The sequence below is a fragment of the Acinetobacter sp. YH16040_T genome, from assembly GCF_024605785.1.
Classification (GTDB): domain Bacteria; phylum Pseudomonadota; class Gammaproteobacteria; order Pseudomonadales; family Moraxellaceae; genus Acinetobacter; species Acinetobacter amyesii.
Window position 1 is genome coordinate 2463747 of record NZ_CP094541.1, and the last position, 13193, is coordinate 2476939.

Consider the following 13193-nt stretch of genomic DNA (forward strand, 5'->3'; position numbering starts at 1 on the left):
TCGAGCATTTTCAATTGATTTTTTTGACACATACCTCTCATAAATTAGCGAAATACACTGTTTGTATTTTCATCTATGATATGGTGCTACATATAAAATGATCTTTCAATTAAGACAAAAGTCTACGTTCGATTTTTACCTCATCTCATATACAAAAACAAAAGAGAGCTGACATTCCTATCCTCTCTCTTTTTACTACGTTACATAATAACATCTTCTAATCCTTTTGACAGACTTGAACGAGCGTTTCATCAATAAATAACCATTTATCTATCACTTTATACTTTTAATTCACTACGTTTCTATGAAATCCATTTATAGCACTCTGCAATGACAGCGAATAACTTTCACTATCATCATTTTTATATATGACAAAAAAAGCGCACCCAATGGTGCGCTTCTTTTTACTGCTAAATCTATTAACCAAGATCTAAAAGCATATTACGGATGTGACCGATTGCTTTAGTTGGGTTAAGACCCTTAGGACATACAGATACACAGTTCATGATACCTTTACAACGGAACAATGAGAATGGGTCGTCAAGACGAGCCAAACGCTCTTGAGTTGCTGTATCACGAGAGTCAATGATGAAGCGATATGCGTTCAACAATGCTGAAGGACCCAAGAACTTGTCTGGGTTCCACCAGAATGATGGACATGAAGTTGAACAACATGCACAAAGAATACATTCGTACAAACCATCTAAATGTTCACGCTCTTCAGGAGACTGCAAACGCTCTTTAGGAGGCGCAGGCTGATTGTTGATTAGGAACGGATGGATTTTATTGTACTGATCGTAGAACTGATTCATATCTACAACCAAATCTTTAATTACTGGAAGACCTGGAAGTGGACGAATTGTGATCACTTCTGGTAAGTCGTTTAGGTTCCAAAGACACGCCAAACCATTTTTACCATTAATGTTTACACCATCAGAACCACAAATACCTTCACGACATGAACGACGGAATGTTAATGATTCGTCTTGAACTTTTAATGCTAGAAGTGCATCAAGCAACATACGATGCTTATCAGTCAACTCTAGTTTAAAAGTTTGCATGTACGGAGCTGCATCCTTATCAGGATCGTAGCGGTAGATATTAAATGTACGAGTACCTCTACTCATCTTACTTCTCCCAATTAGAATGTACGTGGTTTAGGCGGAATAGCATCTACAGATAAAGGCTTGTAACGTACTGGTTTGTACTCAAGACGGTTATCTACAGAGAACCATAAAGTGTGTTTCATCCACTCATCATCACGACGACCGTATGGGTAGTCAGCATGATCAGGTGGTAATTCAAAATCTACCACTGTATGCGCACCACGACATTCTTTACGTGCAGCCGCAGAAATCAGTGTCGCTTTCGCAACTTCATACAGGTTTTCAACTTCCAGAGCTTCAACACGCGCTGTGTTAAATACTTTAGATTTGTCTTTCAAGTGAATGTTACGTACACGTGGTTCGATCGCAAGAATCTGTTTCACACCCTCTTCAAGAAGTGCAGATGTACGGAATACACCAGCGTGATCTTGAACGATGTCACGGATTGCATCAGCAACTTCTTGAGCATTTTCACCAGAAGTAGATTCATCAAGATGACGAACACGATTCAAAGTGTTTTCAAGAACAGTTGTAGGTAATGGAGCGTATTCATCACCGTGGTGTTTAGTTACGTAGTCAACAATATGTTCACCAGCAGCTTTACCAAATACAACCAAGTCAAGCAATGAGTTTGTACCTAGACGGTTTGCACCGTGTACAGATACACATGAACATTCACCGATTGCATAGAAACCTTTCACTGGTTTAGTGAAATCACGGTCACCCGCATTGTGTGAGTACACACCAGTTTCTTTATTGTAGTTCGCAACCAAAGCTTCAGTTTCACGAGATACAGGAACAACCACTTGACCATGAATATTTGTAGGAATACCACCCATTTGGTAATGGATTGTAGGTACTACAGGAATTGGCTCTTTAGTGATGTCAACGTTCGCGAATTTCTTACCAATCTCAAATACAGATGGAAGACGTTTCATGATTGTTTCAGCACCAAGATGCGTCATATCAAGCAAGATGTAGTCTTTCTTAGGACCACAGCCACGACCTTCTTTAATTTCTTGGTCCATAGAACGTGATACAAAGTCACGAGGTGCCAAGTCTTTCAGTGTCGGAGCATAACGCTCCATGAAAGGCTCACCAGCATCGTTACGAAGGATCGCACCTTCACCACGACAACCTTCTGTCAACAATACGCCTGCGCCCGCAACACCTGTTGGGTGGAATTGCCAGAATTCCATATCTTGTAATGGAATACCTGCACGAGCTGCCATACCAAGACCGTCACCAGTATTAATATAAGCGTTAGTAGATGCACGGTAAACACGACCAGCACCACCAGTAGCGAACAATGTTGCTTTACCTTGGAATACTGCAATTTTACCCGTTTCTTGGTCAATTGCTGTCACACCAAGCACATCACCCTCTTCATTACGGATCAAATCAAGTGCGATCCATTCAACGAAGAATTGAGTACCCATTTTCACGTTGCTTTGATAAAGCGTATGAAGAAGAGCGTGACCTGTACGGTCGGCAGCAGCACATGCACGTGGAACTGGTTTTTCACCATAGTTCGCAGCATGACCACCAAACGGACGTTGGTAAATTGTACCGTCAGCGTTACGGTCAAATGGCATACCTAGGTGTTCAAGCTCATATACAACTTGAGGTGCTTCACGAGTCATAAACTCAATTGCGTCTTGGTCACCTAACCAGTCAGAACCTTTAACTGTGTCGTAGAAGTGGTAGTGCCAGTTATCTTCTTGCATGTTACCAAGAGATGCACCAATACCACCCTGCGCTGCAACAGTGTGTGAACGAGTTGGGAATACTTTAGTCAGTACAGCAACTTTCAAACCAGCTTGAGCAAGTTGGTAAGAAGCACGCATACCTGAACCACCACCACCAACGATGACTGCATCGAAAGTTAGGTGTGGAATATTTGTGTAATCTTCTTTAGGGGTTATAGCGCCCATGATATCTTCCTATCAATTTGCCCAAAAAATCTGGATCGCCCAGATCGCGTATGCAAATACTGCAACAATCACTGCAGAAGTCAGCACTAAACGCAGACCGTTTGCTGAAGGACCCATTTGACGAGTAGTCACATAGTCAGTGAATACTTGCCACATACCAATCCAAGCATGCGCAACAAGAGATAAGACAGACAATAAAGATAAAATCTTCATTGGTGTTGTCATCATAAAGCCATACCATTGCTCAAAAGTGAATCCGCTATTGCAAAGGATCCAGCCCAGCACAACAATAGTATAAACAGCCAATACAACGGCACTTACACGTTGGATAAACCAATCGCGTGAACCTGATCCTGTTAAACCTGTAGCACTTTTCATTAGAGAACAATCCATACAAATGCTGCAACAATACCGATTGCAGACAAGATCAATGAAATAGTAGCTGCGATACGACCACTTTGAAGTTCTTCAGCAACGCCAAGATCTGCAAATAGATGCTTGATACCACCAATAAGGTGATAAATTAAGCCGGCTACAAATACCCATACGACAAAACGCACAATAAAGCTATCAAACACAGCTTGAACTTGCGCAAAACCTTCAGGTGAAGATAAAGATTTGTCTAAAATCCAAAGAAGGACCGGTACGAGTAAAAATACGATAACACCTGATAGACGGTGTAAAATTGATGCAATAGCCACAGGGGATTTTAAGTTTACGTCTAAAACTTGACCCATGGACAAATTGACAGGTCTGTTGCTTTTCACAGCGGGCATCCTGTAAGTAAAAACTCCATCCGGAGTTTGTTGGAATTAATTCGTAGGAAAGCTAGCATAGTCAGACATTACAATATAATAAACTCTGCAGCTGTCTGATCTTATAAACGACAGGGAATTATAAAACGTGAACTTTCAAAACACAAACGAAGACAATTAGGAATTTTGCAAAATATCCTTAAATAAGAATCATTAACAATAACTTTTCTACAAACAAATACCTTATTTATCTAAGAAAATCATACTATCTTATTGGTTTTAATCAGTTAAATGTAAATTTCATTTATTGTTTTTGTGTGTATATGGTGATTTAAACTTTTAGACTAAAGATGAACAAATCTAAATCTTTCTTTTCCCACTACATTTTAAAATCTTCCAGCACATTCGCCAAGCCTTAATCATAAAAATAAATGTGCGTCATTTTCTCAAATGATAAAACTCAAAGATCATGAAACGAAATAAGTACTTAGTCTGTGCATAAAAATCTCAGTAACAGCAAATCTGTTCAATAAAACGCCATTATTTACCTTTCCAATGACAAAAATGATCATTTATTAAGCTTTTTAAGGCGTTTAATTAACTATTTTTTAACCAAACGAACTTTTTTTTAAGGGCGATTAAGTCGTTTTAATTATGAATAAGAAAACAGCAATTTAAAGCCATAGATGTGTGTAAGTTACGAAAATTATAATAATTTAATGAAATAGCGGTCTTGTAATTCCTATTTGTTTCAGAGTTTTTAAGAATTAAAAATTGCTTACAATTAAGGCAATAGGCTTTTTTTAATCTGCACCTCCCCTGCAATTTGACTTATTATACTGCGTCGGCACTGTGATTTTACTCATTTTTTAAGCGGATGAATTGTGCTTCATTTCAATGAATGATCATCAATTTATATCCATAAGTATAATTGACAAAATTTCAGTTCCCTCTAATCTTAGAGCAAATTTTTGATCCGTCTGATTCTCGCATTAAAAGATTAGTACTGAGTCAGATAAAACATTCACCAGGACAGGAGATCTATTGAATGTCTGAAGCAACTGGCAAAAAAGCCGTTTTACAGCTTGATGGCAAAGAAATTGACTTACCAATTTACAGTGGCACTCTAGGCCCAGATGTAATTGACGTTAAAGATGTGTTGGCCGCAGGTCACTTTACTTTTGATCCTGGTTTTGTCTCAACGGCTGCTTGTGAATCTAAAATCACTTTCATTGACGGCGGTAAAGGTGTTCTTCTACACCGTGGCTACCCAATCGACCAGCTTGCTACTAAAGCAGACTACTTAGAAACTTGCTACCTTCTTTTGAACGGCGAGCTTCCTACTGCTGAACAAAAACAAGAATTCGATGCTAAAGTTCGTAACCACACTATGGTTCACGATCAAGTTGGCCGTTTCTTCAATGGTTTCCGTCGTGACGCTCACCCTATGGCGATCATGTGTGGTGTTGTTGGTGCGCTTTCTGCGTTCTATCACAACGGTTTCGATGTTGAAAACATTGACCACCGCGAAATCACTGCTATTCGCTTAATCGCTAAAGTTCCTACTTTAGCTGCTTGGACTTACAAATACACAGTAGGCCAACCATTCGTTTACCCACGTAACGATTTAAGCTACGCAGAAAACTTCTTGTACATGATGTTTGCTACTCCTGCAGACCGTGATTACAAAGTTGACCCTATTCTTGCTAAAGCAATGGACCGTATCTTCACGCTTCATGCTGACCACGAACAAAACGCGTCTACTTCTACAGTACGTCTTGCTGGTTCTACTGGCGCTAACCCATACGCATGTATCGCTGCGGGTATCGCGGCTCTATGGGGACCTGCTCACGGCGGCGCGAACGAAGCTGTTCTTAAGATGCTTGATGAAATCGGCACTGTAGAAAACGTTGCTCCGTTCATGGAAAAAGTGAAAACTAAAGAAGTTAAACTTATGGGCTTCGGTCACCGAGTTTACAAAAACTTCGATCCACGTGCGAAAGTAATGAAAGAGACTTGTGACGAAGTGTTAACTGCACTTGGTATCAACGATCCACAACTTGCTTTGGCTATGGAACTCGAACGTATTGCGCTTTCTGACGAATACTTCATCAAACGTAACCTATACCCTAACGTAGACTTCTACTCAGGTATCATCCTTAAAGCGATTGGTATCCCAACAGAAATGTTTACAGTAATCTTCGCTCTTGCACGTACTGTTGGTTGGATCAGCCACTGGTTAGAAATGCACAGCGCACCTTACAAAATCGGTCGTCCTCGTCAGCTTTACACTGGCGAAACTCAACGCGATATCCAAGGTCGTTAATTCGAAAGAATTGTGCGAATCTAAAAACCGTCCCTTTGGGGCGGTTTTTTTATGCAGCTAGATTTATTTTGCACTTTAAAACAGCCCCATCTGACTGATTTTTCAACTCAATCATTAGATAAAACGATGTCTCACAAGTTATAAAGTATGCTGTTTATTGCTGAGTGTATTTTAAATCGCCATTTTCTAGAAAATCTCACACTGCTTCATCAGATATCGTCATAAAAAAGCCTAATTCCACGTAGAAATTAGGCTGTAAACAAAAGGTTTAAATATTGATGATGCTTTATTTTAGCTTATTAAGTTAAGTAACTTTTATTAAGCAACCTTCTCTAAGCAACCGACTCATAGTCTGTCAAGTCCACCTGTTTAAGACGCTGCTTTAACTGTTTCAGTGACCACGGCCAAGCTACAAAATTGCGTCCATTGGCATCTAAGTAATAGCTCTTACAGCCGCCACTATTAAAGACTGTAGTCTGTAAATGTGTCTGTACTTTTGCATTGTGATAGGCCAATACATTTGGCTTAATTTCAAGCCGTTGTATCTTCTCTTGTTTCATTTTTACCAAAGCATCAACGATATACCCAACCTGTGCTTCTGCAATCCCAATGAATGAGTCATAAACCAAAATATTTGGCCCAAGCACCAAGAAGGCATTAGGTACTTGCGCGATACTGGTACCCAAAAACGCTTCAGGAGAACTGTTTTTCCAAAGTTCTGACAATAACTCCCCTTTGGCATTTTTTACACGTTGCCCAATCGGCGGATGAGAAACTTCAAAACCTGTGCCCCAAATAATGACATCGACTTCATGACGTTCACCATTTGCAGCGATGACAGTATTACCTTCTATTTCCACTAAACCATGTGGCACAAGTTCAACATTGGCTTGCTGCAAAGCAGGATAATAGTTATTGGCAAATAAAAGACGCTTACAACCAATAGAAAAGTTTGGTGTTACTTTTTCAAGTAATTCAGTATCTTGAATTTGTGTTTTCAACAACTGACGACCTAAATAATTCACAGGCTCTAGTAGTGAAGGATTACGCAGTCCTAAATTAATACCATTTAATATACCGGCCACACTTTTGCGCCAAGTTTCTTGAACAGTCGGAAAACGGGTAATGATGCCTTTCGCACGGTCATTCAGTGGTAAATCTGCTTTTGGTAATACCCATGGCGCAGTCCGTTGAAACACCACCACATTTTTGGCAATAGGTTGAATCTGAGGAATAAACTGAATCGCAGATGCCCCCGTACCAATCACTGCAATACGTTTATCTTTTAAGTCATAGGCATGGTTCCATCGCGCAGAATGGAACATTTCACCTTCAAAGCTTTCAATACCTTTAATTTTTGGAATTTGCGGTTCAGTAATCGGCCCAGTGGAAAAGATCACTGTTCTTGCCGCATACTTACCTTTACTGGTCTCCAATTGCCATTGCTTTAATTGCTCATTCCATTCCGCTGCAATTAATTCACAATTGAACTGAATGTTGCGATACAGCGCATGCTGCTCCGCAACACCTTCTAAATAGTTCAGAATCTCAGGTTGCTTGGCAAATAAATGACTCCATTTATGACTCGGTGCAAATGAAAAAGAATATAAAGCCGAAGGGACATCACATCCACAACCTGGATAGGTGTTGTCGCGCCATGTTCCTCCTACGCGATTGGCTTTTTCCAAAACCACATAATCGGTATAACCTCGTTCATTCATTTGATGAGCGGCAGCTAAACCGGATATCCCCGCACCAATCACAATGGTATCGTAGACACGCACTTGATTTTCTACGCTTGGTTTTTGTAGGCTAGGTTCTGGCTCTGCTTGGTCTTGTGCTGCTTTTTTAGCTTTAGCAGAAGACGATGCAGGACGACGTGCATTAGTATGTGCTGTGGGCTTTTTAGTTTGAGTTTTCTCTTGATCTAATGCTTTTACATCTTCGTCATGTAATTGTGTCGGCATGTTCATGCTTTTGCTCCCGACTTTTTAATATAGTTGTTAAATATGGGATAACCCACCCCCAATAAACGGGTATAGGTTTGCGGGGATAAACGCTTTAACCACCAAAATAATTTGGCATCAGGTTGCGGAATGGTGTACAACTTCCCTGCATCTAAATTATTCAATGTCAAATTGACTACATCGTGGCTCGTCGTAAATGCATGATTCATCAGCAGTTGATCAGCTAAGCTTGAATATCGATTGGGCAAGCGTCCATTCTTCATGATATTGGTCGGCACCAAGGTTGGGCACAGTACATTCACACGGATATTTGCCGATCGGAGCTCTGCCGATAAAGTTTCAGACAATGCCAACACACTCGACTTCGTCACGTTATATGCTGTCATTTCTGGTGCAGCAGTATATGCCGCAGCAGAAGCAACATTAATAATCGCGCCGCCCTGCTTATTTTGTTTTAGCTTGGGTACAAAATAATGGCAGCCATGCACCACACCCCACAAATTGACATGCATGCACCACTGCCAGTCGTCTAAACTCAGCTCATCAAATTTACCACCCAGCCCGACGCCTGCATTGTTAATCACCAAAGTCACAGCATGTCCCATCAACTGCTCAGCTTGCTATGACAATGCTTTTACTTCTTCAGCCTTACCTACATCGCACTGCACCGCATAAGCATTTGATGAGGTCATGGATTGAATTTGATCCACCGTTTCTTGTGCTGCCTCTAAATGAATATCAGCACAGACCACTGTTCCGCCACGACGTGCTAACTCCAAAGCAAAGCTTCGCCCAATACCACTGCCTGCACCAGTAACCACCGCGTAGGCGTTTTCACTTGGCTTGTTCTTTTTTCCAAATAGCCCCATGGTTGTGTCCTTTTATCGTTTTAATGCTGGGGTGAATTCTTTGACAAAATAAGGTGTCAACACGCCATCAACAGGGTTCAACAAACGCTTTTTGTAATATTCAAGAAATGCAGAGGTGTCATGGTCATTGGGGTGAAAACTTGGTCGTAAATAATCAAAAATATGCCCGAGGCTACTGCCATAGACACCATCTCTTAGCCCAAAAATCAGTTGGAAACTGCGCGGAACATCTTTCCAGTAGCTTAGGCTAATCAAATTTGATGGCTTTCTGTAGAAAGGGACAATCGATGCACCAATTGAAATCAAACCCAAAATGGTAATTAATGCAGGGAAAAAGCCAGCAATACGTAAAGCATAATTACCTGATAATTCTTGATAAACATCATAGGCAATGTCTTTGTGTTCAGACTCTTCCAACATATGCCACATCCAAATGGCGCGCTGCTTTTCATCTATTGAATTAAAAAATATTTCTTCATGATTCATCATGTATTCCGCAAGCACTGCGGTGAAATGCTCAATTGCTGCCATTAAGGATAACTTCATTGGCTGTGGCATACGTTCAAAACCATAGGCAAAGACGTAGTGTTCTAACTTTCTAAAAAATTGCACAGGCAGATTTCTTGCGCGATACGCTTCATTCATTTCTTCATGCATACGTGAATGAATGGCCTCTTGCCCAATCAACGACGTGACACGTTGTCTTAATACAGGATCTTGAATAAAGTCGCGATGATATCGAGCAGTATCAATCACCAAATCTTCGCCACGAGTTAAGAAAATAGATAAAGATGCAAAATAGGCACTGGCCAATTCTGCATTCATATAAAATTTTGGATCAATTTTTTCTGGTTCAAAATCAAATTTCATATGCCGAATAGGAACAACGGCAGACTGTTTTGTTGGGTCAAAGACAGGGACTGCAAATACGCGTGCTAAAGTTTTTTTTATCGGTTGAAAAGCGCTCATGATTTTGCTCTCAATTTGGGTGTTTACCGTTCATTGACTTCATGTCGATTAAAGTAAAAACACATAGATTGAGGATCAAATTAAGTGAGATAGATCACTAGGCCATTAGCAAAACCGACCTCTAGATTTGCAAAAATGCTCAAATATTTTCTTTGTCAGACAATCTTTAAAACATCGGTGTTGTATGGCTCAAAAGCTTGTCATTAAAGGTCATGGCGTATTTTGAGTAATGATTATTGGATTTTTTGCACTTCACCGGTCGCAGATTGATACACCCATTGATGATCAAACAGGCTGTCGTCTAAATGATCCAGTTTAAAATTACCGATAGCCACAGCATAGAATCCATTGCCCTGCTGCTTAAAATGTGTGATCTCTTGCATGAGTTCTTCAGTCAGTTGACCCATTATAAAGTCTGAAATCACCACCACATCGGCATGTACAAAATTCGGTTGTTTCAGCATATCCACGGCATGATTCATCGCAGGGATAATATCCGTCCCCCCATGAAATGACTGCCCTAAAAAGTGAATGACATCATCCAAAGCGCTGTTATGCTGTAAATTCAGCGCGGTTAAATTGGTCGAGAAATTCATCAAATACATCGCTCGCTTTTCTTTCAGCGCTCGAATGGATAAATATAGACAAATCGCTTTGGAAATCAGTTCAGGTTGTCCATTCATTGAGCCACTGGTATCTAAGCAGACAATCATCGGGCCTTTTTGTCCGACTCGACGCTGCGTATGGCGTTGGTCTTCGATAACCCGTCCTTGTTGCTGCCCTTGTCGATTAAAACTCATCAGGTTAGATTCTAAATATTTTAAATCAAATAAAACCTGCAAGTCTGGATCTGCTAACAGCGCCAATTCGCTAGGTAAAGCCATACTGAGCTCTTGTGCTAATTTAATTCCAGTAATTTCCTCTTGCGCCATCGGGGTGTGAATAAGCTGCTGTGGTTCTTGTTCTAACTGAGCAGAAATCCGCTTACGTGGCATATTCGGCTGTGCGCTTCCGATCATTTGACATAGACGTTTAAGCGCCCGATCTTGCTCGAGATAATTCGCCCATTGCTCAAAGTTCTGTACATCGTGCTCTGTTAATTGTCCTTTGGAATAGTCTAGAAAAATCCCAGTTTCAAACCCGACACTGTCATGGTGCTTGACCATTTTCGACAATGTCGCGAGAAAATCTTTGATTTCATCTAAAAAGGCATCTCGTTGTAAACGGAGCTGCTCAAACTCCCAATGTGCAATGGCTTCGGTCAATTTGCGCTGCCATTTGCCTTTAAATAGCTCTATTTGTAATTGACGCTGCTGCTTGGTCAGCAATGGCTGTTGGCTCTGTTGCCACATTTCAGTGAATTCTGGAATCCCTAAGGTTTGCATGAAGGCGGCATATTCAGTGTGGAATTGAACAAAATCACCCTGCTCCCAATGCTTTAACGCAAGCCAATATTCCAATTGCTGCTGCGCCACTGCATAGGGATGCTGCTGATCTAAACTCGATTTTGCCTGAAAGGCCCATTCCTGAATTTTTTGATCGAGCTTTTTTGCCACTTTATGATCATCCAACCAATGTTTTAAGCTGGATTGTTTTAATTCATCATAAAGCTGCGAACTTAATTCATCGAGTGCCGATTGGGTTTGGTGTCTTGTCGGTTTTAATTGCGACATAACTGTTCCAGACGCTCACAATCTTGCAACTGCAATTGATATCTTGCCAATTGCTGCTCAATAGATTGAATCAAATGTTGAATATCCTGTTCAGTGACAAAGACCGATTTAAACTGATGTTTTTGACTGTTAAATCGTTCCGTTAACAGTTCCAATTCTGTTTGAAACAGTGCTTTGAGCTGTTGAACTTCGTGTAACAGCTCATATTGGCTTTGTGCTGAAAGAGAGCTGCGTGGACTACCTTTGGTATGTTTTATATACGGCGTCACCACTTCTTCTAAGCCGTAATAGCCACCTTTTAAAGTACACACTCTTGAACCATTAAAATTACACACGATTCCACGCACTTCTTCACCCGTATCATCTAAGGCAAAGAAGTCCTTTTTCGTATCCATTTTATCCAGTTCGAGATACAACACTTTATCTTTATAGTGTCGATCTAGATTGGTCACTGCACGCAAGTAGTCAATGCCATGAATTAAATAACTCTCATAGACATCATCGGTATAATAAAAATGATTGAGCACCCGCTGTTCAAGTGCATCCTTCTCTGCCACATGCTGTTCGAACTGCAACCCATAATTTAAGCCATTTTCAGCCAATACTTCATCTATCTGCTGTGAAACAAAACCAATGTCTTCAGGCTGATTCCATAAACAATGTTTTAAAATTAATAAATCACTCAAAATCACCGATGAACGATCATTTAAAAATGCACAGGCTTTGACTAAATAAGCCACACGTTGCCAACGACGGTCAGAGACATAGACCACGTGATCTTCAAAGTTATGATTGAGTCGAGTTTTAAGTTGATCAAACAGATTTAAAATCGATTCGGGTAAATCCACCTGATAAATCTGTTCCCGCCAATCTTGTAACTCTGCTTTTGTTATTTTTAAAGTTGCATCGACTTCAACACTGACTTGACTCGGTTTGGCCTCTAATAGTGCATGGAAGTTTTCTGCAATAGCAATCGGCGGCACTTCTAAACGCAAAATAAAACGATCATACAATGCATCTAGACCTTGATTTGGTTCGGGAATTTCATTCGATGCGCTGACCAAAACATTCAATGGAACTTTTTGGACAATATCACCATTTTTAAAACTCCGTTCATTCACCAAGGTGAGTAAAGTATTTAAAATCGCAGGGCTGGCTTTCCAAATTTCATCTAAAAAAGCAAAATCTGCTCGTGGTAAATAATGTTCTGTTTTACGAATGTATTGATCTTCTTTTAAGGCTTTAATCGATACTGGGCCAAAAATTTCTTCCGGCGTACTGAAACGATTCATCAAATATTCAAAATAGTCATGAACTTCAAAAGCAGAGGCGATTCGACGTGAAATCAAACTTTTTGCAGTGCCAGGCAAACCATATAAAAAGGTATTCATACCCGCAACACCAGCCAACAAACTCAAAGCAATAATCTGCTCACGTTCATACATATTTTTGCTGATTTCAGAAATTAAAGTATTGATCCGTGCTTGCATCTGATTATCTGTTTGACCGAAAACTAAATTGTAACGCCCTAATCGATTTTTCGCTGTAGCAGATGCAAAAATATCGCTTTTTAAATACAGCGCAACAGCGTGAT

Annotated in this window: 9 protein-coding genes and 1 pseudogene; 1 reads left to right on the forward strand and 9 read right to left on the reverse strand. The window is 40.3% G+C overall.

Translation table 11 applies throughout. From position 1 onward, the window contains the following. Positions 1-419: 419 nt before the first annotated feature. Genes MST16_RS12160 through sdhC form a run of 4 tightly spaced genes read right to left on the reverse strand, consistent with a single transcriptional unit; the run spans position 420 to position 3816 of the window. On the reverse strand, positions 420-1127 hold the full coding sequence (locus tag MST16_RS12160) for a succinate dehydrogenase iron-sulfur subunit (RefSeq protein WP_078189905.1): 708 nt from the start codon (positions 1125-1127) through the stop codon (positions 420-422). Between the two features lie 14 nt (positions 1128-1141). Then, positions 1142-3040 carry a succinate dehydrogenase flavoprotein subunit gene (gene sdhA / locus MST16_RS12165; protein WP_180011021.1) on the reverse strand — a complete coding sequence of 633 codons (1899 nt, stop codon included), beginning with the start codon at positions 3038-3040 and terminating at the stop codon, positions 1142-1144. 12 nt (positions 3041-3052) lie between these two features. Continuing rightward, positions 3053-3418, reverse strand: coding sequence for a succinate dehydrogenase, hydrophobic membrane anchor protein (gene sdhD / locus MST16_RS12170; protein ID WP_078189907.1), 366 nt, complete (start codon positions 3416-3418; stop codon positions 3053-3055). Next, entirely contained in the window at positions 3418-3816 is a 399-nt protein-coding gene (gene sdhC / locus MST16_RS12175) for a succinate dehydrogenase, cytochrome b556 subunit (RefSeq protein ID WP_078192993.1), read from the reverse strand. The genes sdhD and sdhC overlap by 1 nt, the downstream gene beginning before the upstream one ends. A gap of 1027 nt (positions 3817-4843) precedes the next feature. Here sdhC and gltA point away from each other — a divergent pair. Continuing rightward, positions 4844-6121: a citrate synthase gene (gene gltA / locus MST16_RS12180; protein ID WP_078189909.1), complete on the forward strand. Its 1278-nt coding sequence runs from the start codon at positions 4844-4846 to the stop codon at positions 6119-6121. Between the two features lie 332 nt (positions 6122-6453). On the opposite strand, the gene MST16_RS12185 is transcribed toward gltA, so the two are convergent. The 5 genes and pseudogenes from MST16_RS12185 to MST16_RS12205 all read right to left on the reverse strand — a co-directional run bounded on the left by MST16_RS12185 (position 6454) and on the right by MST16_RS12205 (position 13089). Next, a complete protein-coding gene (locus tag MST16_RS12185; RefSeq protein ID WP_180011047.1) occupies positions 6454-8088 on the reverse strand; it encodes an NAD(P)/FAD-dependent oxidoreductase in 1635 nt (544 codons plus the stop codon). A gap of 2 nt (positions 8089-8090) precedes the next feature. Beyond that, positions 8091-8957 (reverse strand): annotated as a pseudogene (locus MST16_RS12190) (SDR family NAD(P)-dependent oxidoreductase). 12 nt (positions 8958-8969) lie between these two features. Next, positions 8970-9926, reverse strand: a complete 957-nt coding sequence (locus MST16_RS12195) for a metal-dependent hydrolase (protein ID WP_180011022.1) — start codon at positions 9924-9926, stop codon at positions 8970-8972. Positions 9927-10159: 233 nt separating this feature from the next. Continuing rightward, positions 10160-11599 carry a VWA domain-containing protein gene (locus MST16_RS12200; RefSeq protein WP_180011024.1) on the reverse strand — a complete coding sequence of 480 codons (1440 nt, stop codon included), beginning with the start codon at positions 11597-11599 and terminating at the stop codon, positions 10160-10162. Beyond that, the gene (locus MST16_RS12205; protein WP_180011025.1) at positions 11587-13089 is read right to left on the reverse strand and encodes an AAA family ATPase; all 1503 of its coding nucleotides are present in this window, start codon (positions 13087-13089) and stop codon (positions 11587-11589) included. The genes MST16_RS12200 and MST16_RS12205 overlap by 13 nt, the downstream gene beginning before the upstream one ends. Between the last annotated feature and the right edge of the window lie 104 nt (positions 13090-13193).